The organism is Pseudoalteromonas sp. 120-MNA-CIBAN-0494, assembly GCF_040308885.1.
GTDB classification, from domain to species: domain Bacteria; phylum Pseudomonadota; class Gammaproteobacteria; order Enterobacterales; family Alteromonadaceae; genus Pseudoalteromonas; species Pseudoalteromonas nigrifaciens.
Genome location: NZ_JBEOOE010000011.1, coordinates 45,021 through 68,644, shown reverse-complemented (window position 1 = coordinate 68,644; position 23,624 = coordinate 45,021). Strand labels below are relative to the sequence as shown.

21 protein-coding genes and 1 pseudogene are annotated in these 23,624 nt (G+C 41.2%); 12 read left to right on the top strand and 10 right to left on the bottom strand.

The window, feature by feature from the left end:
- Positions 1–9: 9 nt before the first annotated feature.
- On the bottom strand, positions 10–2,244 hold the full coding sequence (locus tag AAEY55_RS09270) for an ABC transporter permease subunit (protein ID WP_182684415.1): 2,235 nt from the start codon (positions 2,242–2,244) through the stop codon (positions 10–12).
- A 357-nt stretch (positions 2,245–2,601) separates the two neighbouring features.
- On the opposite strand from AAEY55_RS09270, the gene AAEY55_RS09265 reads away from it, so the two are divergent.
- Positions 2,602–3,108: a glycine cleavage system protein R gene (locus AAEY55_RS09265; protein ID WP_011327021.1), complete on the top strand. Its 507-nt coding sequence runs from the start codon at positions 2,602–2,604 to the stop codon at positions 3,106–3,108.
- A 266-nt stretch (positions 3,109–3,374) separates the two neighbouring features.
- On the opposite strand, the gene AAEY55_RS09260 is transcribed toward AAEY55_RS09265, so the two are convergent.
- From AAEY55_RS09260 to AAEY55_RS09235, 6 genes are all read right to left on the bottom strand, one after another.
- Positions 3,375–3,830: a hypothetical protein gene (locus AAEY55_RS09260; RefSeq protein WP_011327019.1), complete on the bottom strand. Its 456-nt coding sequence runs from the start codon at positions 3,828–3,830 to the stop codon at positions 3,375–3,377.
- 141 nt (positions 3,831–3,971) lie between these two features.
- Positions 3,972–7,088 (bottom strand): efflux RND transporter permease subunit, encoded by a 3,117-nt coding sequence (locus AAEY55_RS09255; protein ID WP_350550953.1) that lies wholly within the window; start codon positions 7,086–7,088, stop codon positions 3,972–3,974.
- A gap of 8 nt (positions 7,089–7,096) precedes the next feature.
- Positions 7,097–8,845, bottom strand: a complete 1,749-nt coding sequence (locus AAEY55_RS09250; RefSeq protein WP_182677007.1) for an efflux RND transporter periplasmic adaptor subunit — start codon at positions 8,843–8,845, stop codon at positions 7,097–7,099.
- A complete protein-coding gene (locus AAEY55_RS09245; protein ID WP_011327016.1) occupies positions 8,835–10,160 on the bottom strand; it encodes a TolC family protein in 1,326 nt (441 codons plus the stop codon). The genes AAEY55_RS09250 and AAEY55_RS09245 overlap by 11 nt, the downstream gene beginning before the upstream one ends.
- A 91-nt stretch (positions 10,161–10,251) precedes the next feature.
- Positions 10,252–10,623, bottom strand: coding sequence for a hypothetical protein (locus AAEY55_RS09240; protein ID WP_011327015.1), 372 nt, complete (start codon positions 10,621–10,623; stop codon positions 10,252–10,254).
- Between the two features lie 130 nt (positions 10,624–10,753).
- Positions 10,754–11,362, bottom strand: a complete 609-nt coding sequence (locus tag AAEY55_RS09235) for a paraquat-inducible protein A (RefSeq protein WP_341255265.1) — start codon at positions 11,360–11,362, stop codon at positions 10,754–10,756.
- A gap of 241 nt (positions 11,363–11,603) precedes the next feature.
- Between AAEY55_RS09235 and AAEY55_RS09230 the strand changes: the two genes are divergently transcribed.
- Positions 11,604–12,170 (top strand): alkylphosphonate utilization protein, encoded by a 567-nt coding sequence (locus tag AAEY55_RS09230; protein ID WP_086994814.1) that lies wholly within the window; start codon positions 11,604–11,606, stop codon positions 12,168–12,170.
- A gap of 147 nt (positions 12,171–12,317) precedes the next feature.
- The gene (locus AAEY55_RS09225) at positions 12,318–13,127 is read left to right on the top strand and encodes an META domain-containing protein (protein WP_011327012.1); all 810 of its coding nucleotides are present in this window, start codon (positions 12,318–12,320) and stop codon (positions 13,125–13,127) included.
- 56 nt (positions 13,128–13,183) lie between these two features.
- Here the strand turns inward: AAEY55_RS09225 and AAEY55_RS09220 are convergent, their stop codons facing one another.
- Entirely contained in the window at positions 13,184–14,023 is an 840-nt protein-coding gene (locus tag AAEY55_RS09220; RefSeq protein WP_338411658.1) for a 23S rRNA (adenine(2030)-N(6))-methyltransferase RlmJ, read from the bottom strand.
- A 238-nt stretch (positions 14,024–14,261) separates the two neighbouring features.
- Here AAEY55_RS09220 and AAEY55_RS09215 point away from each other — a divergent pair, with 238 nt between their 5' ends.
- The 9 genes and pseudogenes from AAEY55_RS09215 (at position 14,262) to AAEY55_RS09175 (ending at position 21,570) form a co-directional block, all read left to right on the top strand.
- Entirely contained in the window at positions 14,262–14,492 is a 231-nt protein-coding gene (locus tag AAEY55_RS09215; RefSeq protein ID WP_011327009.1) for a cell division protein ZapB, read from the top strand.
- On the top strand, positions 14,492–14,797 hold the full coding sequence (locus AAEY55_RS09210) for a cell division protein ZapA (RefSeq protein ID WP_011327008.1): 306 nt from the start codon (positions 14,492–14,494) through the stop codon (positions 14,795–14,797). The genes AAEY55_RS09215 and AAEY55_RS09210 overlap by 1 nt, the downstream gene beginning before the upstream one ends.
- Positions 14,798–14,856: 59 nt before the next feature.
- The gene (locus AAEY55_RS09205; protein WP_350550948.1) at positions 14,857–15,873 is read left to right on the top strand and encodes an MBL fold metallo-hydrolase; all 1,017 of its coding nucleotides are present in this window, start codon (positions 14,857–14,859) and stop codon (positions 15,871–15,873) included.
- Between the two features lie 56 nt (positions 15,874–15,929).
- Positions 15,930–17,399, top strand: a complete 1,470-nt coding sequence (locus AAEY55_RS09200; protein WP_350550945.1) for a transglycosylase SLT domain-containing protein — start codon at positions 15,930–15,932, stop codon at positions 17,397–17,399.
- Between the two features lie 70 nt (positions 17,400–17,469).
- Positions 17,470–17,964, top strand: coding sequence for a peptidylprolyl isomerase (locus AAEY55_RS09195; protein WP_350550942.1), 495 nt, complete (start codon positions 17,470–17,472; stop codon positions 17,962–17,964).
- A gap of 40 nt (positions 17,965–18,004) precedes the next feature.
- On the top strand, positions 18,005–18,733 hold the full coding sequence (locus AAEY55_RS09190; RefSeq protein WP_058372409.1) for an SDR family NAD(P)-dependent oxidoreductase: 729 nt from the start codon (positions 18,005–18,007) through the stop codon (positions 18,731–18,733).
- Positions 18,730–19,569 carry an amidohydrolase gene (locus tag AAEY55_RS09185; RefSeq protein ID WP_058372408.1) on the top strand — a complete coding sequence of 280 codons (840 nt, stop codon included), beginning with the start codon at positions 18,730–18,732 and terminating at the stop codon, positions 19,567–19,569. Before AAEY55_RS09190 ends, AAEY55_RS09185 begins: the two co-directional genes overlap by 4 nt.
- 49 nt (positions 19,570–19,618) lie before the next feature.
- A pseudogene (locus tag AAEY55_RS09180) lies at positions 19,619–21,183 on the top strand (S41 family peptidase).
- Positions 21,184–21,186: 3 nt separating this feature from the next.
- The gene (locus AAEY55_RS09175; RefSeq protein ID WP_350550939.1) at positions 21,187–21,570 is read left to right on the top strand and encodes a hypothetical protein; all 384 of its coding nucleotides are present in this window, start codon (positions 21,187–21,189) and stop codon (positions 21,568–21,570) included.
- Positions 21,571–21,640: 70 nt separating this feature from the next.
- Here the strand turns inward: AAEY55_RS09175 and AAEY55_RS09170 are convergent, their stop codons facing one another.
- Complete coding sequence (locus AAEY55_RS09170) at positions 21,641–22,816, bottom strand: mandelate racemase/muconate lactonizing enzyme family protein (protein WP_011327000.1); 1,176 nt, start codon at positions 22,814–22,816, stop codon at positions 21,641–21,643.
- A gap of 27 nt (positions 22,817–22,843) precedes the next feature.
- Positions 22,844–23,611 carry a class II aldolase/adducin family protein gene (locus AAEY55_RS09165; protein WP_011326999.1) on the bottom strand — a complete coding sequence of 256 codons (768 nt, stop codon included), beginning with the start codon at positions 23,609–23,611 and terminating at the stop codon, positions 22,844–22,846.
- Between the last annotated feature and the right edge of the window lie 13 nt (positions 23,612–23,624).

The following is a 23,624-nucleotide window of genomic DNA, read 5'->3' as shown; positions in this document are numbered from 1 at the left end:
GTTCTCCACTTACATTGAGCTGTATTTTTCACGCAGTTGCTGACGAACAAACTCAGCAATGGTGTTAAAAACAAAGGTAAATATAAATAATACAAATGCTGCTAAAAACAATATTCTGTAATGCGAACTACCCACTTCCGACTCTGGCATTTCAACCGCAATATTTGCCGCAAGCGTACGCATTCCCTGAAACACACTCCAATCCATAATCGGGGTATTACCGGTTGCCATAAGCACTATCATGGTTTCGCCTACTGCGCGGCCAAGGCCCATCATTACCGCAGAAAATATTCCAGGGCTGGCGGTAAGTAATACCACGCGTATCAGTGTTTGCCACTGTGTTGCACCCAGTGCCAGTGAGCCATTAGACAAATGCTTAGGCACGCTAAATACCGCGTCTTCCGCAATCGAAAATATAGTAGGAATTACAGCAAAGCCCATCGCAATACCCACTACCAAGGCATTACGCTGATCGAAGGTCATGCCAAGCTCGTTAGTTAAATATTGGCGCACGTTACCATCAAACATCCACAGCTCAACAGTTTCGCTCATCGCAAACGAAAACCAACCAATAAATAACACTACCGGTATAAGTATAATGGCATGCGATCCTTCAGGAATTTTATGGCGAATACTGGCTGGTAATTTAGTCCAACCAAGCGCAGTGGCCAAAATACCTAAAGGTAATAACACCAGTAAGCCAACTATGGCTGGTAAGTGCTGCTCTATTAAAGGCGCTAACCATAGGCCCGCTAAAAACCCCAAAATAACGGTAGGAAGTGCTTCCATTATTTCTACCGTTGGCTTAACCACTTTACGCAGTTCACTCGACATAAAGTAAGCGGTATAAATAGCAGCAGAAATCGCGATAGGTACGGCAAATAGCATGGCGTAAAATGCAGCCTTTAAAGTACCAAACGAAATAGGCACTAACGAAAACTTAGACTCAAAGTCGTCACTGGCTGAGGTTGATTGCCAAATATAACCTGGCTCTGGGTAACCTTCGTACCACACTTCTTGCCAAAGTGCAGACCAAGTAACTTCTGGGTGTTCGTTATGAATTTCTAATACGGTTAGTTTGTTGTCAGCAACAATTAGCGCTGCATTTGCACGCGGTGCTATAGCAAAGTTTTTAATTGCTCCTTCGCTTACTTTGCCTTGCCACAATTTTGCTTGGCTTGTGGTGTAATAAACACCTAACTCACCATTACTACTGGTAGTAAAAAAGGTACGGCGGTAAAACTCAGTAAATACGTTTAACTTACTTTGCTTTGTTGTTTCAAATGAGCGGATTTTTTGATATTCACGGCCACTGTCGGTATTTATTTCAAACCACTGCGATACCTTTCCATTATCGTTTGCCAACATAAGAGAGTTAGCGCCCGCAAGTAATTGCGCCGCAACAATATTAGCGTTTTCTTCATTGGCAGACAGTAATTGAATTTGCTCTACTTCGCTTGGGTCACGCGTATCGTAAACATAAATTTGATTAGCTGAGCGCACAAATACTCGGGTAGTATCTGGCGACATAAGTAACTCATCTACTCGCCCAGCAACATCTAGCTCGGTGCGTTCCACAAGCCATTCAACTTCACCGCTAAACATGTTTTCTTCAGCAACAAAGCTACTAAATAAAACGCGCTTGTCGGCTGTTAGCGCAACAACGGCTGTTTTGTCTTCAAAGTGGCTAAATGCAAAACGCTTTATAGCAGCACCTTGCTCGTCTACCTCTAAAGCAAGTTCGCCTAGCGGATAATCTAAACGCGGAGTTAATTTACGTTCGTTATTTGGAAACGTCACCATAAATTTAGGAATAACAATTTTTACACTGCCATTTTCTAAACCATAAGCATATTGCCCCTGAAACGGTGCACTGGTAGCAAAGCTACTCACATCGCTAGGCAGGGTTACCTCTAGCGTTTTTAGCTTTTTACCAAAGTTAGCTTTTTCAACACTATAAAAGTCAACACTCCCTTGCTGGCTTAATAAATAAGCAACTTCAGTTTGTTCCTCAACGCCTACTCCCACTATTTGCTCTGCGTTTGTAAGATTAAAACTGTCGCGCTTTTCAACTTTAGCTGATTCAAAAATTGGCTGTACTATATAAAGAAGGTAGAAAAAAATTAATAGCAGCGCTATTAATACCATTACTCCACCTACGGTTATGCCAAACTGGGCAAGTCGGTCTTTAAATAGACGGCTTCGATCCGTATTAAAAGTCGGCTTATTCGGATTGGAAGTCATCAAAACATCCTTTAATCTTAACGTTGCAGTGATTATATTTCATCAAAGTGACAGTAATGTTACAGCGGTAATAATTATTTACCGTGTAATTTAAATATCTTTAAGATCAAATAGCAGCCGTGTTTATGCAGTATTGATGAACTAAATATTATATTTATTGGACAAAGTATTTATCGAGGTCAATACTCAGGAAGCATTTAGTTAATAATTATGGTTTGTTGCAAGGGCTGCACTGTAGGATTAAAGGTCTAACTTTAGCAGCTAAATCATAATATTTAACCTGAACTCTGAATAGAGTTAAACAACACTTAATGCCTATGCATTACCTTATTTGGGCTTTAAAGAAGAGAACTATTTATGAAGCAGTTGGTTATAACCATTTTAGGACAAGATCGTCCTGGTTTAGTAGAGAGCATTTCATCCGTTATTTTAGAAAATCATGGCAACTGGCTAAGCAGCAACTTGAGCCATTTGCTCGGTCACTTTGCAGGAATTATTCAGATTGAAGTTAGCGAAGAGCATTTTCAGGCACTGCAAAATGCGCTCAATGCTCTGCCTAAACTTGATGTACGTATTGAAACAGGCAATACAGAAATAGAACCCGCCACACGTGAGCAACTTAACTTTGTTATTACCGGTAACGATCGCCCGGGTATTGTGCAAGAGCTTGCAAGTGTAATTCGTCATAAAGGAGCCAATATTACTCACTTAAACTCAAGGCAACAAAGCGCACCTAATTGGGGCGTGCCTATTTTTAGTGCTGTTGCTACAGTAACACTACCTAATGGGTTGAATAAAGAAGAAGTAATTAATGCATTAGAGTCGATAACAAGCGACTTAATTGTTGATGTAGAAAAGGTTTAACAAAATAACGGCGCTACACACCATAGTGTAGCGCCGTTATTTTTATTAGTTTTAACTGTATATAAATTTACATAACCTGAACTCTGGTTAAGAGATTTACTAACGTATTGAATCATAGTTATATTTAACTGTATTTTCTCTAGCTAGAGATTTTCAGTGAAAATAAGGCGAGTTTACGCGTCAATAGCTGGCCTATTGCAAGAAAATTCAACGCAGTTAGCGCTGAAAATAGCTGCTTAAGATAAGTTTATTATCCGGAGATCAGGTTACATATCTATATGTCGGTTTATGCTTTGTACCATTTGTTTTAATCCTTGGTACTCAAGCTGCAGTATTTGTCCGAGTTTTTCTTTGCCGTCTGCAGTTTGTGTTTTTCCCTCTAAGTACTCATAAGCATTTATTACTTTTTGATGCTGATCAGACAAATAGCCCTGAATAGCTTGCTCATCTAATTGGGTACTTCGATCTAAATCAGTAAAATTCAGTAGCTCTGGATTTTCTGCAAAATACTCATAGCAGTAGGTATCTAACGTATTTATGGTGGTGATTGCTTTAAAGCCAATTAAATCTTCAGCGAGTTTTTTTTCGTATTTAGTACAGTAATCAACTAATTGAGTATTATGCTCACCTAATAGTTCCCGCACACTAAAAAAGTTGGCCGCCATTTGTGTATGAAACAAAATAGTCCAGTCATACATTTGTTGAATTGTTTTAACTTGCATCTGCATTCCTTACTTAAGCTGAGTAAACATAGTAATGCGTAAATCGTGCCATATAAAAAAGTGAGCAATATCAATAGCAAAGTTGCAGGCTATGTAACTTAATACTGTTTTTCAGTATAAGTTACATAACCAATGTAAATATTATAGGTCGCGTTTGCGCCACAATAAATACGTTGCCGGTATTACTAATAAGGTTAAAACAACCGCACTAAACATACCCCCTACCATAGGCGCTGCTATGCGGCTCATTATTTCACTGCCCGTGCCAGTGCCATAAAGTACCGGTAATAAACCTATCACTATAGTAGCTACTGTCATCATTACGGGGCGTACTCTTAGCCCTGCGCCCTCTGTTATTGCTTGCTTAAGCTGCTCATAATTAAGCGGCACACCAGTTTGTTGTGCTTGGGTAATTTTTTCTTGGTAGGCCTGATTTAAATACACCAGCATGATCACCCCAATTTCTACGGCCACCCCTGCAAGTGCAATAAAGCCCACCCCAACAGCCACCGAAAAGTTAAAGCCTTCTAGGTACATTAGCCATATTCCGCCAATCATCGCCAACGGTAAAGTAACGATAATAATCAATACCTCCGCAAAGCTTCTAAAGTTCAGATACAGCAGCACTACAATAATGGCTAACGTTAGTGGTAATACGTAAGCAAGCTTATCTTTAGCACGCTGCATATATTCATATTGCCCAGCCCAGGTAATTGAATATCCTGCTGGTAGTATCAATTGCTCATGCAAAATTTGCTGGGCGTTTTCTACATATGTACCAATATCAATATTTTCTATATCAATAAAGCTCCAACCATTTAAGCGGGCATTTTCACTTTTTATTCCGGCTGGGCCATCTTCAATAAATACCTTAGCAACATCGGCTAAAGCTATACGCTGCCCGGCTGGAGTTACAATAGGAAGTAACATTAGCTCCTCAGGTGAATCGCGGTAACCTTGCGGGTATCGTAAATTTACCGGATAGCGCTCTTGCCCTTCTACGGTTTGGGTGACATTTGTGCCGCCAATAGCAGTAGCTACAACTTGCTGTATATCGGCAATATTTAAACTATAGCGCGCCGCTTTTTCACGGTTTATATCTACCTTAATATAACGCCCACCAGCAACTCGCTCAGAATAAACGGATGCCGTACCCGGTACATCTTTTAAAATGCTTTCAATTTGTTGACCTATTTTTTGAATTTCACTCAATTTAGGGCCAGCAACTTTAATCCCCACCGGGGTTTTAATGCCGGTTGCTAACATATCAATACGGGTTTTTATTGGCATAACCCATGCGTTAGTTACCCCAGGAAACTTCACTAAACTATCTAGCTCTTTTTTGAGTTTATCTAGGGTCATACCTTCGCGCCATTGATCTTTAGGCTTGAGCTGAATAAAGGTTTCTATCATGGTAAGCGGCGCTGGATCTGTGGCGGTTTCTGCTCGCCCTACTTTACCAAATACAGTTTGTACCTCTGGCACAGTGGCAATTAATTTATCGGTTTGCTGTAACAGCTCCCGCGCTTTACCAATCGAAATGCCTGGATAAGTAGTTGGCATATACATTAAATCGCCCTCATCAAGGGGTGGAATAAATTCGCTCCCTATTTTATTTACAGGATAAAAGCCAATCACTGCAACCAGCATAGCTAATACCAAGGTTGCTTTAGGAAACTTAAGTACTGCATTTAGTAATGGTTTATAAGCATTTACCAGCATACGGTTAACCGGATTTTTTTGCTCTGAAATTACTTTGCCGCGAATAAAGTAACCCATAAGCACCGGTACTAAAGTAATTGCAAGCCCAGCAGAGGCGGCCATAGCATAAGTTTTAGTGTACGCCAGCGGGGCAAACATGCGCCCTTCTTGCGCCTCTAAAATAAATACCGGCATAAAACTTACCGTAATTATCATTAAGCTAAAAAATAATGCGGGGCCGACTTCACTGGCCGAATCGATCACCACTTGCCAGCGGTTTTCATCGGTTAGTGGGGTTTTTTCCATATGTTTGTGCATATTTTCAATCATCACTATGGCGCCATCGGTCATGGCGCCAATTGCAATGGCAATACCGCCAAGCGACATAATATTGGCATTAATACCTTGCCAGTACATAATTAAAAATGCTGTTAAAATACCCAGTGGTAGAGTAATAATCGCTACTAAAGATGAGCGCACATGAAACAAAAATACAATGCAAACCAAAGCAACCACAACCAGCTCTTCGAGTAGTTTATTGGTTAAGTTATCAACCGCATTATTAATCAAATTTGACCTGTCATAAACCGGTACAATTTCAACCCCTTCGGGCAGGCCATTTTTTAATGATTCGAGCTTTGCTTTTACCAGCTCAATGGTTTTTTGCGCGTTTTCACCGTAGCGCATTACCACTACGCCACCAGCCACTTCGCCTTCACCATTAAGCTCTACAATACCACGGCGCATTTGCGGCCCTAAACGAATATCGGCCACATCACGCAATTGCAGTGGTGTGGCATTAGTATTAACACCTAAAGGAATGGCTTCTAAATCGGCGACACTTTTAATATAGCCGGTGCTAGTAACCATGTATTCAGCCTCGGCCATTTCGACTACCGATGCGCCCATTTCTTGATTACCTTGGGCAATGGCAGTTTGAATTAAGCTCAGTGGAATGCCATAAGCTCGTAACTTATCGGGGTCAACCGTCACTTGGTACTGTTTAACCATGCCCCCTACTGAGGCAACCTCAGATACGCCAGGTACGGTTTGCAATTCAAATTTTAAAAACCAATCTTGTAAGCTGCGTAATTGGCTAATATCGTGCTGATTAGTTTTATCTACTAATGCATATAAGTATACCCAACCAACACCGGTGGCATCGGGGCCAAGCTCTGCACTGGCTGTAGCTGGCAAGCGGCTGGCTACTTGGCTTAAATATTCTTGTACTCGGCTACGTGCCCAGTACAAATCGGTTTTTTCATCAAATATTACATATACGTAAGAGTCTCCAAAAAATGAAAAGCCCCTTACTGTTTGCGCTCCTGGCACCGATAACATTGCAGTGGTAAGTGGAAAAGTAACCTGATCTTGCACTACTTGCGGCGCTTGCCCCGGATACGAGGTTTTAATAATTACTTGCACATCTGATAAGTCGGGCAAGGCATCAACTGGGGTATTTTTAACAGCAAATAAGCCCCCGCCAATTAAAATAACGGTCAGTAACAACACAAAAAAGCGATTAAGAACGGACCAACGTATAATTGCAGCTATCATATTGCCTCCTAATGCGCGTTATGCAATTGCATAGTGTGATTACCTGATGCGCTTGTAGAGTGCTCACCATTTATGTGGCTAATCACAAACTCCCCTTGCTGCAAACTAAAGGTAAAGTTTATTTGTTGCTGCGCTGCAAGTGCGGTTAAATCTATATCATCTGCAAAGGTAAAATCGAGCCTTGCAGGTTCGCGTCCCCATTTTTCTATTGCACCACGGCTAATATTTGCTATGCGCTGTGCTTTATCAATACTGTTAATTGTGCCCAAAACAGTTGCTGTATTTTTTTCGCTATTTGTTACTGTGCTTTTCATTATATGAATAGCCGTTAATACATAACTGCCATCAGCTTGCTTAGTCAGCTCAAAATGTAATGTTTGGCCATTTTCAAAAGCAGTAAAGTCAACATCATCAGCAACCGTAAAGTCCATTGTCATACTAGGCCAATCAAGTTCAGCTATCGGCTCATGGCTAATATTAACCATACGATGTTCCGCCATAATGCTATTAACAATGCCCTCGCTCCATACAGAGCTAACAGCTTGAGGGGCTTGCATGCGTTTAAAGTCTGAGCTTTTACTTGATTCTGAATCTAATAAAAATTGCGCCGAAACCACCACGTCATCATCTGCCATTATTCCTGATAATATTGCGGTGTTTTTACTGTCACTTCTGCCCATTTCTACAGCCACAGATTTAAAGCGCCCCTCGCCCAAGGCAACCACTACACGGTTTTGGTTACCGGTGCGGATCACCGCTTCTTTAGGGACTACTAATTGCGCTTTATTGGCTTGAGTATGAATATTTACTTGGGCAAACATATTAGGCTTAAGTTTATGGCCTTCGTTATTAAAGCGCAGGCGCACTCGTAAGGTCCGGTTTTTAGCATCGAGTGTTGGGTAAATATAATCCACTTTACCCTGCCAGCTTTGACCACTTAAATAATCAAGCGTCATGCTTACTGGCTGGCCAATCTTAATTAGCTCAGCTTGGCGCTCAAACACTTGCGCTTCAACCCATACCTCATCAAGCTTACCAATACTCATCATAGTGGTGCCGGGGTTAACATAAAAACCTTCGCGCACATTTAGCTCTTCAACTACGCCACTTTGAATGGCATAAAAGGTAATGTTTTGCATTACTTGTTTACTTTTTTGCAGCCGCTCTACAAAATCATCCGATATATTAAGTGACTTTAAGCGTGCTTTAGCTGCGCGAATAAGCACCTGGTTGTTACGATTGAGCGCTAATAGAAACTCTTCTTGGGCATTCACTAATTGCGGTGAGTACAAGGTATAAAGTGGCTCACCTTGCTCAACACTGTCACCGGCTGCTTTGATATAAAGCGTTTCTAACCAACCCTCTACACGAGGGTGAATATGAATAAGTTGATCTTGATTATATTGCACATAGCCAACCGTTTTAACTTCATTTTGTAACGCTTTGTACTGTACTTTGGCGATTCTTACCCCGAGATTATTAACCACCGCTGGCGAAATAGTCACAGCACCTGGGCCATCTAAATTGCTACTACTGCCTGGTGCTTCATCGTAAACAGGCACTAAATCCATGCCCATTGGCGAAAGCCCGGGTTCATCACGTCGATAATTACTATCCATGGGTGCTACCCAGTACAGTGGTTGTTTTTCTGTGCTTGCTTTAATATCAGTATTGCTCGCGGGCATAAGCGATAACACTAATGCCGTTACTCCACCACCCACTACAGCAGCTATTAATAGTTTTAAATTAGTATTCACGATTTTGCTCTCCTAATTGCTCAAGCATCACAGCAGCGTCTTGGCTACTGGCATAATAATTTAGACGAGCAATAATAATTTGTTGGTCTATTTGAATATTTAAGCCGTCAATTTTGGCATTAAGCTCACTAATACGAGCACGCATAACTTCTGAAAAATCACCGTCGTCCCGCGTGTATGCATTGAGTGTGGCTTGGGCTTGCTCTGCCATTTGCGGTAATAACTTAGTTTGATAAAGCGTATCGCGTTTTTGTAGCTGCATTAATTGGCTAAACTCTTTGAAATACATCCCTTTTAACTTTTGTAGCGCTATTAACTTTTGAGTTTTAACTGCTTCAGCTGTCGCTATTGCAGCGTTAACTTGCTGATCTTGGCGGTTACTAGTAAATAACGGCAAATCAATACTTACCCCAACAGAGAGTAAATCGGCTCGTGAGTCTCCCATAGGCGTATCACCTCGATGGCTATAGCCCATATTTACTCCAAACTGCGGCTTATAACTTTGCTTTGCGAGCGCTATTTCTGTTTGCTTAGCTGTTACTGTTTGATCAATAGCAACAATCGCGGGATGCGCCATAAGTAACGACATTAGCGCCTCAAATTCCAGCGTGGTAAAACTAATTAACGGCTCAATAGCTGTGTTTTTAGTACTTACTGGTTGAGTTAGCATGCTCATTGGCAACCATTGCGACAGCCGTTTTTTAGCACTTTCAAGTTGCTGCGCTAGCATTACTAATTTATCTTCTAGGCGAGTGAGCTCTAACTGAGCGCGAATAATATCTTGCTGACGAGTTTTGCCTAGCGAGCTGGCATAACTTGATTCGGTTATATCAATCAGTTGCGAAAATAAGGCTTTATCTTGTTCGATAAGCGCAATGCTGCGCTGAGCTCTGTACGCATTAAGCCATGATTCAATAACAATTGTTTTTACTTGTGCAAGGCGATCGGCTCGCAACCAAGGATGTTGCTGCGCAGATTGTGCTAAGGCTTGCTGTTTTAATGCTAGGCTGTCGCCACGACTAAACATTTGGCTTACACCAATACTTAGCTGCGTCATACCTTCTTGATCTAAAGCAAAACCATCGGTTGGCACGCCCATTAAACCCAAAGTTAATACCGGATCAGGCAAACTACCTGCGGCTATACTTTGTGCTTGCTCTGAGGCTTGTTGGTACTGGCTTGCCTTTAGCCAAGGCTCATGGTTTAGCGCATACGAAAGCGCCTCATCTAGGCTAAGTTCATTGCTGTGTGCTGAGATTGCAGTTCCTAGCATTAGCGCTAAAAAACTGACTTTAAATACTGCAAAGTGATTCATCACTTACTCCACTAAAATTAAAAGATTAATTTAGAGGCAGAAAAGGTGAATTAAACGACTTGACCTAATTTTAGGTACACCTATCCTGCAATTAAGCAGACATAGGGGGGCGGTATAGCGAGCTGACTAAATGGTGTTGGTTTTGTGAGGGATAGAGCTGTATTTTTTCAGAAATAATCAGTGGGGTGCTAAATAAACCATCAACACTCAACATTGAATACGCTGAACAAGCATTAATTGGGCAATTACATTCTTGTTCGGTTGCTGCATCATCGCAACAGTCCATATTCATCATACTGACTGACATTTGCTGATGTACTTTTTCAGTTGCAACATTAGTTGCAGCATGCTGTGTTTGGCTCATGTGCGGCATTTCACATAGCATAGCAACAGACGCAACAGCCTGACCCACAAGCGTGAGTAACATAGCGATGATCAGTAAACTAGAGTAAATGCGTTGCAAAAAGTTGCCTTATTGAGGTTCTAGGTTCTAGGTTCTAGGTTCTAGGTTCTAGGTTCTAGGTTCTAGGTTCTAGGTTCTAGGTTCTAGGTTCTAGCGAAGTTTATGATAACTGAATAGTTAATACAAATCTTTATATATTTTTTGCATCGGTTTTAATAAAACTACTCGCGGCAATGGCAAATAAGCAATAACCGGTAAAATACCAAAAGCCATTCCCCAGTTCGGCGTGCATTTTAATTAGCCCACCGGTTTCACCCTCGGCATTGCCTGCAAGGTAAGTAACAATAAGTGCAATAACAAACACATCTACCATACTCCACTTACTCAAAGCGCAAATAGTTACTCCCAGATTTTGCTTAAACTTACTCGCTGGCAATAAGCAAAAGACTAATTGCATTAGTAACTTAATAGTCGGTATTACAATTGAGAAAAAAGCCACCAACACCGCTACTAAATAATTTTTATTATGAGCCAGTTCGTTAACCGTTCCCCAAATGCTGCGTGTTTTTTGATAAGCACTTATCTCACCTTCAAGCTTATCTAACCCAAACATGCTTGATGCCATCATCAGCATGTTTCGAGTGTTGCGGTCGCCTTCATCGGCAATCATCTCAATACCTGTTTGCGCTAATTTAGACTTATCTATTTTCCCCTCTAGGGATAATACAGGCTGGGTAACACCGGGAACCAATAAAGCTAAAGCAATTAAAATACTAACTATAGGGAGAAGTAAGCGCATAACATATCAAAAAAATAAACCATCATGCGCTTATCATACGCAAACTTAAACGCTGCGTCTTGCTCAATGCTAAACCGAGTTTGCTGTATTTAATTATTGTAATTTGCAGTTACAAACAAGATATAACCATACTTTTTATATGGATATGCGCTAATCCTTAGTGCAAATGTACACAAAGAGCCCAGATGGAGGTATAATAACCACATAATATTTTTGTAAAAACAGCATAAGAGCCTCCTATATGAGCATTGAACAAGCCTTAGTAGAACGTAGTAATAACCAATGTGAATTATGTGCAGCAACAGATACTTTATCTGTGTACGAAGTTCCGCCAGTTAAAGAAGCCCACTCAGATAAATGCATTTACACTTGCCAAGTATGTAAAGATCAAATTGAAGACACCGCTGAGCTAACCCCTACCCATTGGCATTGTTTAAACGACAGCATGTGGAGCCAAACTCCTGCAGTTCAGGTAGTGGCTTATCGTATGTTGAGCCGCTTAGCTGCCGACAATGGCTGGGCACAAGACGCCCTAGACATGATTTATCTAGAAGAAGATGCCCTAACATGGGCTCAACAAGTACTTGCTGAAGATGACGACTTAAAACATCTTGATAGCAATGGCGTAGTACTTAAAGCCGGTGATACCGTAACGCTAATTAAAGATTTAGATGTAAAAGGCAGCAGCCTAACCGCTAAGCGCGGTACTGCGGTACGTAATATTGGCTTAACCAGCAATCCTGAACATATAGAAGGGCGTGTTGATGGTCAACGTATTGTAATTCTGACCAAGTTTGTTAAAAAGTAAAAATATTTATTTAGGGCGCATAAGCGCCCTTTTTTACGCGTTGTAACAATCACTAAGCCAAACTTTTACTCCTCAATTAAGCCTTGATTAAGTAACTAAGCACTATCATCATTTAAAATCATCTAATTTAGTATTAAAGGAACAACGATGTTTAAACGTAAGCCAAGTTCAATTTTAAAATCGGTAGCAGGGATCAGCTTCTTAGCCAGTGGCGCATTGGTATTATCTGGATGTGATGATGCTAAGAACACTGCACAGGCAACACAGGCAGAGTCAACAGCAACGCTAACAACTGAAGTTAGTTACCTTGATCGCAGCATGTTGGCGCCTAATTCACAGCTAACAGTAACACTTGCCGATGTATCTAAAATGGATATTAAAGCAACCGTTATTAGCCAGCAGGTTATTGATTTAAATGGTGGTCCTCCTTATACAGTAGAGCTTGCCTACGACACTAACAAAATTAATAAAGCACTTAGCTACAGCGTTAGTGCACGTATTGAAAATAATGGTGAGCTACTCTACACCAGCACAAGCAATAACAACCCATTCGCAGCAGATGCACAAACCAGCCCGTACAAAATTGTGGTTACAAAAGTAGATCAAAAACCAGATGTTGATTTAGCAAATACATATTGGAAAGCAATCACTTTAGCTGGCGATAATGTTACGGTTACAACAAAAGAACCTTTCATTCAATTTAGTAATGATGGCAAAGTGCATGGGTTTTTAGGCTGCAATAACTTTAACGGTGGTTATGAAGTTAATGAGCAAACGGTGACTTTTGATCACATAGCGGCAACGCAAAAAATGTGTCATGAAAACATGGATCAAGAGGCTGCAATGTCTAGCATGCTAAGTAAAGCTGCGCAGTGGCAAGTTAATGGCGAATCGTTGAGCTTAAAAGATGAAAAAGGTGAGCAACTAGCTACCTTTAAAGCCGTTTACTTTAACTAAAATAACTGCAGTAATAATTAAAATGCCCAGTTTAACTGGGCATTTTGCTATGTGGGTTACTCTGCGACTAACTGCTCGCTGCGATAAAAACCACTTGATTCACTCAATAAACTCACCAGCTCTGGCAACACCTCATCCATAACCTGTTTTAATTTCCACGGTGGATTAATTACTATCATCCCCGAAGCAGTCATGCCATGCACGTCGGTATCAGCTTTAGTAGCTAGCTCAAATAATTGAATATTACGCATGCCAGAGTCAATTAGGTCTTGCTCCATGTTGTCAATGCGGCTGCGGTCAACAACAGGATACCAAATCATGTATGTGCCTGTAGCAAAGCGCTGATACGCTTGCATCAACGTAGTAATAACGGTGTCGTAATCGTCTTTGACTTCATAAGGTGGGTCTATTAACACGCAAGCTCTACGCGATGCTGGGGGCAATAAACCAACCAAACCAGCAAAACCATTTTCGCCACGTACTCGAATCGAACGCTTCCCTTGCATGTTCTCCTCTAGTAATAACAAATCACGTGGGTGCAGCTCAAAAAACCAGCCTTTATCTTGGCGGCGTAAAAAGTGTTCCGCAATTTTTGGCGAACCCGGATAAAACTCTAAATCGGCTGTTTGGTTAAACGATTTGATCAGTGCAATGTAGTCATTTAAAACTGAGTGTTTACTAGTGTGTTGCCACAGTTTTTCAATGCCGTCTTGATACTCTTGTGTTTTTTGAGCATCGGCCGCTGCTAATTCAAAAAAGCCCGCACCCGAATGAGTGTCTATATAATCCAGTGGCTTATCTTTTAAAGTTTGGTAACCTAACACTTGTGCTAACACTAAATGTTTAAGTACATCGGCAGGGTTTCCGGCATGAAATGAGTGTCTGTAACTAAGCATTATTTATTTTCGCCATACGCTATTTAATAAAAACAGTGAACCATAAGCACTGTACTTTGACAACCTATCCCCTGATAAGCGGCCATTAAAATGAACCATTTCTGAATGAAAAAGCCAATACACTGAATTATCCCTTAACAGAGAATAAAAATCAGCTAAAACCAGCGTAAATGCTGGTAAATAAACAAACTTTGCTTTACATTTGCATTACCTTAATTACAGTTATATGAGCGCCTTTATGAATAACAACACTCTTCAACAACTCGAACAACTGATCGACCAATTAATTCAGCGTAATAATCAATTACAAGCTGATGTTTCTAATTTAAAAGAACAAAATAGTAAACTCGCTGACGACAACGAGCTTTTACAATTAGAAGCCCTTGAAAACGAAGAAAAGCAAAAAGATGCCAGCACTACTTTATCTGGCCTGCTTGATAAGTTACAAAGCGCACAACAGGCTAGCTAATGTCTGAGCTGCAAAACCAGCGAGTCACTGTTGAATTGCTTGGTAAAGAGCAGCAATTTGCTTGCCCACCTGGGCAAGAAGAGGCACTTAAAGCGGCAGCTAAAAATCTCAATGATTTGGTTGAGCAAATGAAACAACGCTCTACTGTTAAAAATGAGCAAAATGCCCTACTTATGGCAGCCTTAAATTTAAGCCACGAATTGCTAGAAGCAAAGACTATAAAAGCCGTTGATCTGCAACACCAAGATCAACTCATTGATAAGTTGAGTCAGCACTTATCAAATGACTCTAAACATAATAAATAAAAGCGCCTAGAGCGCTTTTATTTATTACGCAGTTTTTAAACCATAATAGAGAGCGCTATATGAAGTCAGCCCTGCGTTTATTTAAATTAAGTAAGTACCTACTACTGCTTAACTCTTTTTATTTCACAGCCAATGCTAACGCCGATGTTACGTGGGAGAAAATAAGCCCCAATATTCAATTTTTAAAACAACAGCATAAGCTACGTTTTTACGACTCAAACCAAGTATTAATTGAAGGTAGTAAATGCGCACTGTTAGTCGATACCAGCGGCAACTTTGCTGCGGTAGAACAGCTTGCTAGCGATTTAAAAAAGCACTTAACAACACCTTTGTGTTACTTAGTTGCCACTCATTTTCATGACGACCATTTACTGGGGATGGCTGTAATGCAGCATTTTTATCCCGATGCGCAATTAATTACCCATCAGCAAGTAAAAACTGACTTTGCCCTTTATCAGCAAGCATTTAGCGATAAGCTAGAGGGATTCGAAAAAAGCATTGAGCTTAGCTATCAACGCTTAGCAACACTCCCCGAAAATGAGCAAGCGCAGTGGCGTACAAAGTTAGAACGCGCAAAACAGCGCCTATTCCGCTGGCAAAAATATCAACTCAATGCACCTGAAATAAGCATAAGCACCAATAAAACACTAGACTTAGGCAATTTTGAGATTACTTTAAATGCCTACCAAGCGCATACCAATGGCGATTTAACCATTACGGCTAACAGTGGCAGCACTTTGATTGGTGGAGATATTGTTGACTGGCTTCCGTACCCTGGCCACGGCGAGCTAAGCAGCTGGCGCGCACTGCTACAACAATATATTAATGACTCTGTGCTAAAAACTATAATTCCTGGTCATGGTGAACTAACTAATAAGTCGCAACTGCAGCAGTCGCACGAATTTTTAACCGCCATTACAGAGCACGTAGCTAATAATAGTGGGCAAACAATAGAGCAGTTAATGCTGTCATTTCCTGATGCCACGATTAAACCCTACATGCAAGAGTCGCTTAATGCCAAGTCGAGTAATTTATTTTTACAAGCAGGATTAATACGCGCGATAAACGCAAAATAACTCAACACAACGGACTGTGTTAAAATAGTAAAAGGATTTTAATAAAAGTGAATGTTATGCGCAGTTTGGTTTTAGCTTGTTTAGGTATTTTTTTATTTGGCTGTGAAACCACCAAGCCAGAGCCTATAGAAGCACCGCAAATATTTACTCACTTTAAGCCAAGTTACAGCGCCCCTAGTGAATTAAAAACACCGCAAAGCACAAAAACTAACTTACACATAACGCCGCCTAAAAACACAAAAAATAAAATAATAAAGCCACCAGCCAAAACAACTGACTTATGGCAGCATATCGCTAATAATCTGCATTTTCCTATTGAGCAACATAAAGCGCTAAAAAAGCGTATTAACTGGTATTTGCAGCAACCCGATTACCTGCAAGTTATGAGCAAACGAGCTGCTCCGTATTTATACCATATTGTAAAAAAGGTAGAACAACAGCAACTACCAATAGAGTTAGCACTGCTGCCTTTTGTAGAGAGCGGATTTAGACCCACTGCACACTCATCGCAGCAAGCCGTTGGCGTGTGGCAACTGGTAGGAGCAACTGCACATCATTTTGGGGTTAAGTCGGATCAATGGTATGACGGCCGCCAAGATGTACTTGCCGCCACCGACGCAGCACTGGCGTATTTAAGTTACTTATATAAACGCTTTGATGGCAACTGGCTGCACGCTCTCGCCGCTTATAATAGCGGTGAAGGGCGAGTTAAACGCGCGATTAAACAAAATAAAAAGCACGGTAAAAGCACTGATTACTGGTCGCTAAAATTACCTCAAGAAACCGCCGATTATGTACCTAAATTACTGGCACTAAGCTACTTAGTTAAACATCCGCAACAAGGTTTTAAACGCCCAAAGCTTGCTTACAAAGCATTGACCACCCATATGAATGTAGGCCAACAATTTGATTTTTCAATCATTGCTAAACTCTCTGGAGTCGGCTCTAAGCAGCTACATGCACTTAATCAAGGGTATTTAAAAAACCAAAGTTCACCCAATGGTCCGCATACGTTATTACTGCCAATTGAGCAGCAGGCACTATTAAATAGCTCGTTTTTTAAAACTAACTTTGCTGGAGAGTACATAGTCAAACAAAACGACACTCTTTATAGTATTGCCAGGCGCTTTAGCATGCCTTTAAGTGCCTTAAAACAACTTAATAATAAACAAAACAACTTAATTGGCATTGGTGAAAAACTACTTGTTGGCCAGCCCAAAACACTTCCGGAATCATTGACTATTGATTATAAAATTAGCCCCTACCTTGAGCATCAAGAAGTGGTAATTGCAACACTCGAAATAGACTATGAAGTGCAACCAGGCGATACCTTGTGGAGCATTAGCCAGCTTTACAATGTGCCGCATAGTGACCTAGCTAAATGGAATAAACTGTCGGCGTCGAGCATGCTCAAACCTGGCATTCAATTAGTGTTATTTATTCCTCAGGCCGAAAAGCCTCAAGTAACAACAATTAAAAAAGATTTATTGTTAGATCTACAAAAAACATTAAATCAGCCACGTTAAGTTTCTAAAAAAACATATTTCGCGTAAAATTACGCTCTAACTAATACAGTCAAAATTTAAAGAGATAAGCATGCAAATTAGTAAAAATTCAGCCGTTGAATTTCATTACACCCTTAGCGAAGCCGGTGAGCAAATAGAAACCAGCACTAACGAAGCGCCTCTTACTTATATTCATGGCAGCGAAGGCATGCTTCCTGGTTTAGAGAATGCGTTGGAAGGCAAAGCCGCTGGCGAAAAGTTTAGCGTTACATTAGCGCCTAGCGAATCATACGGCGAACGTGTTGATAACTTAGTACAACGCATTCCGTTAAAGCATTTACAAACACAAAGCAAAGTTAAAGTATGGAAACCAGGCATGACCGCAATGGTAAGCTCGGATCAAGGTCGCCATCAGGTAACTATTATTAAAGTAGGCCGTTTTAATGCCGATTGTGATTTAAATCACCCTTTTGCAGGTAAAACGCTAACGTTTGATGTTGAAGTAGTGTCGTTACGTGAAGCCACCAGCGAAGAAGTATCGCACGGCCATGTGCATGCAGCAGGCGGATGTGGTCACTCTCACTAATTATTTTTATTAAAAAGTAATAGCAAATAAAGGAGCAAGTATGTCAAAAGTGGCTATTGTTACCGGCGGCACCAAAGGTATTGGTTTAGCGGTAGTACAGCGCTTACTAGCAAGCGGCTATGAAGTACATAACCTTGATATAACGCCAAGTAACTTTGGTGAGTTTCATCATTGTGATGTAAGTGATGTCACTGTTGTACGTCGTTGTATTAATGCCATAGTTGAGCAAACGCAGCGCATTGATGTACTTGTTTCTAATGCAGGAAAACATTTAAGTGCCAACATAGAAAGTACCGACGAGCAAACTCTCGATGCACTATTTGCGCTTAATGTAAAAGGCGCGTATGCGGCAGTGCAAAGTGTATTACCAATAATGAAAACCCAAAACAACGGCGCTATTGTGCTTATAGCCTCAGATCAGGCAATTATAGGTAAACAAAATTCATTTGCTTATAACCTGACTAAACACGCCCTTGCTTCTATGGCAAAAACCACCGCGCTTGATTACGCGAGCTTTAACATTAGAGCTAATGCCGTGTGCCCTGGCACTATAGAAACACCGCTATTTCATAACGCCATAGACGCTTACTGTAAAAACAGTGGTGCCAACAAAGCACAAACAGTAGCCGAAGAGGCGGCATTGCAGCCACTTAATCGTTTAGGCCAAGCTGATGAAGTAGCCGCTTTAGTGAATTTTTTAGTCAGCGATGATGCAAGCTTTATCACCGGTAGTTTACAAAGTATTGACGGTGGTTATACAGCGCAATGAGTAATGCAATTATTGACCCCCATGTGCATTTTTTTAATCTACTTGAGGGGCAATATACTTGGTTACAAGGCGCTAACCCGCCGCCATGGCCTAACTTAGACAAAATAAAGCAGCCGATCAGTGCTGCGCAATTAATGCAAGATTGCGACTTTAAACTTGCAGGCTTAGTGCATATTGAAGCGGGATTTGATAACAGCGCACCTATAAACGAGCTTAACTGGCTCACCAAGCACTTGGCTGGCATTACTTACAAAGCCGTTAGTTTTGCCCAGATTGATCAAAGCAATCAGCTATTTAGCCATGCGCTCAGCAACCTTACTCACCCAAGCTTAGCGGGTATTAGAGACATTACCCAAGGTGATGACGCCAAACGTTTGCTCAGCAGTAATTGCTACAATAACTTTGAAACGTTACAGCAGTTAAAATTACATTTTGAAGCCCAATTTAAGCTTGAAAACCATATTATAGTTAAACAAATTGCTCAATACGCTAAACAGTTTCCACAGTTACTAATTGTACTTAATCACGCAGGTTTACCCTACAATTTGCCAGCGTGGCAGCAAGGCATTAAATTACTCGCCAAGTACCATAACATTGTAATTAAGTTTTCGGGATTTGAGTTACTTAAGCTCAATAGCGAACAGCAAGCACAGTGCTTTAACATTATTTTGCAACACTTTGGCGAGCAAAGAATAATGTTTGCGAGTAACTTCCCCGTTTGCCAAATTAATACCCAATATAACGACTTATGGCAAGCACACTTTAACTTATGTAGTAACCAAGCGCTTTGGCAGCAATTAAGCTACAAAAACGCTAAACACTTCTATCAACTCTAAATAAAAGCCGCTATATTTAAATTAATCGTTTAAAAATAGAGCTTCTTATATGCACTCTAAAATTCGTGACAAAAAAACAACAACACTCGCCTCCTTAGCACTGCTTAGCATTTTATCTGGATGTGGCGGCGGCAGCGATAGCGAGGGTCTTACTCCTAATGGCAATGCCAATAGCTGGAGCGCAGGGGTATTTGCCAGTGCCAGCCAATTTAAAGGACAATGCCAAGCGAGTAATGAAAAAAACTGGCTGCGTTCGTGGAGTAACGAAACCTACCTTTGGTACGATGAGATAATAGATACCGATCCAGCGCTTACAAGCGGTGTAGTCACTTATTTTAACACCTTAAAAACCAATGAACTGACCGATTCGGGCGCTAAAAAGATAACTTCCACTTTAACTTACCTACCGATGAGTGGCAGCGCCAAAGTCAATCGGGGGTAACCTATGGCTATGGCTTTAATATAAAAATACTTGCTAGCAGCGCGCCACGCCAAGCCGTTATCAGCTATACCGAGCCAAATACTCCAGCGAGCAATCAAAACCTTGCTCGTGGCTTTGAACTTGTTGCAGTAGATGGCATTGATTTTGTAAATACGACTTCTAGCAGTGAAGTTGCTCTTATTAATGCAAGTTTATTTCCTGAGCAAACAGGTAAAACGACCGAGTTTGTATTTAAAGATATAAATACTAACCAAAACCGTACCGTAACACTCACCTCACAAAATATTACTTCGCAACCGGTAGTCAATGTGCGTACCGACTTAGCCGGTGGCGATGTGGGTTATTTTCAGTTTAATAGCCATAATGCGATTGCCGAAGATCAGCTCTACACTGCATTTAACCAATTTGCGGCGAGTAACATTAAAGACTTAGTGATTGACGTACGCTATAACGGCGGCGGCTTTTTACAAATGGCCAGCCAAGTAGCTTATATGGTGGCGGGTCGCGCGAACACTCAAGGAAAAGTGTTCGAGCGTACTGTTTTTAATGATAAAAACCCAAGTACCAACCCGGTAACTGGGCAAACACTTAGCCCAATGCCTTTTACTAATCAGTTTGTGGGGTTTGCCGATAACTCTGCAACAGTGCCCGGCAGCGCACTGCCAACATTAAACCTAAACCGCGTATTTGTTCTCACGACTAGCAGCACATGTTCAGCAAGCGAAGCCATTATTAATGGTTTGCGCGGCGCCGACATTGAAGTAATCCAGATAGGCTCTGGCACCTGTGGCAAGCCTTATGGCTTTTATCCTACCGATAACTGCGCAACCACCTATTTTACCATTCAGTTTAGCGGTATAAATAATAAAGGTTTTGGCGAGTATGCTGATGGATTTGCGCCAAAAAACACTATCGATAACGCTTTTCAACCCGTATTATTAAATGGTTGTGCGCTTGCCGATGACTTTACTCAGCCATTAGGTAATGCCAATGAAGCACTGCTTAAAACAGCGCTTAACTATCGTAATACCGGTAGTTGCCCTGCGCCAAGCTCCACAAATAGTAAACAAGGTTTTGCGCCAGCTATTACAACTGATTCACCTGAAGTAAAAGATACGCGAATTCAAACCTTGCTTGAGCAAAATACTATTCTTCGCGATAACATGAGGTAAACCATGAAAGTACGCCGACTTACAGTAATCGCATTTATAACAACCGCACTCAGCGGCTGCTTAGCACAAAGCGCTGAGCCAACGCCTAAGCTGCAGCATGCGCTATTAGTAACACCTAATAGCGTAGCAGTAGCTAATGCTATTGCCAGCTTGCTGCATAGCTCACAAGTGCAATTAGCCGATGATGTATTTACTACTAACAGTACTGTGACGCTCGATAAACTCAACCATAAAGACTCTATGGGTAATCCTATTATGGGTAAGCAGCTTAATATGCCCGACCAGTTTGAGTTAATGATTAAAGGCAAGCAATGCTTTGTTCGCCATCTTGATAGCAAAGCAACGCAGCAGTTAAAAGGCGTGCAGTGTAAAATTAATCAGCTATAACAATAGCCCCAAATAGCAAAAGCCGCGTAGTGAGCTATCACTACGCGGCTTTTTAATCTGTATGCTAAAACTATTTAATTTCTACACGCTGCGAGCGCATTACAATCTCATCATTTAATTCAATACCAATACCTGGCTCTTCCGACACTTGAAAAAAGCCATTTTTAGGTTGAGGATCTTGCAGACACAACTCACGGTTCCATTTTTTAATCGCATAAGTATGATGCTCATGAATTAAAAAGTTAGGAATGGCTGTTTCTAAATGCAGTGAAGCTGCAGTCGCTACAGGCCCGCCACATACATGTGCTTGAATGCGCACATCAAAAATATCGGCGTAGTCACACACTTTTTTCGTTTCGGTAAAACCACCACATAAGCCAATATCGGGTTGTAATACATTAATACTTTGATCTTCTAAGTATGGGCGTACACCCCAGCGGTTATACAAGCGCTCACCACCAGCAATTGGCACGGCCACTTTATCAGCCACTTTGGCATGCAATGAATGGTTTAAATAGTTAACGGGTTCTTCAAAAAACATGCAATCGAATTCTTTCGCTATTTCACCCAATTGAATAGCCGAAGTCACCCCTGGTAAGCTATGGCATTCAAAAATAATATCAACTTCATCGCCTACCGCTTCACGTATAGCTTGCATACGCGCACGATACAACTTCATTTCAGCCCGGGAAATAATATTAGTGCGGTCGTAGTAAGTATTACCGTCTTTATCGTACTGAATTGGGTCTACTTTTACTGCATCGTAACCTTCGGCAACCGCTTTTAAAGCCGCTTCGGCGTATTCTTGCGGCTGCACTAATGCTTTAAACTCGCTATCCCAATCAAACTGTAGTTGCGATGCATAAGTGCGTAATTTGTCGTTAACCTTACCACCAAGTAGTTGATACACAGGTACACCCAGTGCTTTACCTTTAATATCCCACAGGGCAGTATCAATCGCACTCATTGCAGCATATACAACAGGCCCGCCACCTAAACCCCAAAAGCTTTCACGTAACATACGTGACCACAGCTTTTCGGTTTGAAACGGGTCGTGGCCAATTAAAAATGCATCGGCCATTTCTTTGATCATCGCGGCAGCAGCGCTATGGCCTAAATCATATGCAAGGCCCGCTTCACCCACACCACTAATGCCTTCATCAGTATGAATACGTACAAATACTGGAGTCCAAGCAGGACGATCTGGGCAATGAATATCAAACACTTCAACGCGATTTACTTTCATGAATATTCCTTATTAACCTTTAAATGGTTATTTTGCAAAACTAGGATCAAGTCGGTACGCTTTTCGCAGCATCGCTGGCCACGCTAACTGCCCGCCAGTACTACCACTGTGCACTACATTTGCTTGATTATAAATATTGTCGATTATAGGCTGCGGGACGCTAATAGCCTGCTGCGAACTGGCTTGAATAGCGAGCTGTATTTCACAGGCGCGCTGTAAATCATAAAAGCGCATAAAAGCATCGCCCACCGTTGGCCCCACTGTTAAGCCACCGTGGTTAACTAACAACATATGGTTAGTATTGCCTAAATCATCTTGTAAGCGTTTTCGTTCATCATCGTTAACCGCTAACCCTTCGTAACCATGATACGAAAGCGACGGCAAAGAGAACATGGAATACTGACTTAGTGGCAATAAGCCATTTTTTTGTGTAGCAACAGCTATGGTTTCTTTCGTGTGTAAATGAATCACACAATGCGCATCGTCGCGTACTTCGTGAATTGCGCTATGAATAGTAAAGCCAGCTGGATTAATATTAAAAGGCGTGTCGTCAATAATATTGCCGCTTAAATCTACTTTAACTAAGTTAGAAGCGCTGATTTCATCAAAGGTTAAACCAAAGGCATTCACTAAGTAATGATCACTGCCCGGTATCCGCGCTGATAAATGCGTGTAAATTAAATCGCCCCAACGAAAATGATCCACCAACCTATAACAGGCGGCTAGATCAACTCGTAGCTGCCATTCTTGTGCTGATACTTTATTTTTTAAATCGAGCTGGGGTAAATCAAACATAATAAGCCTTTAA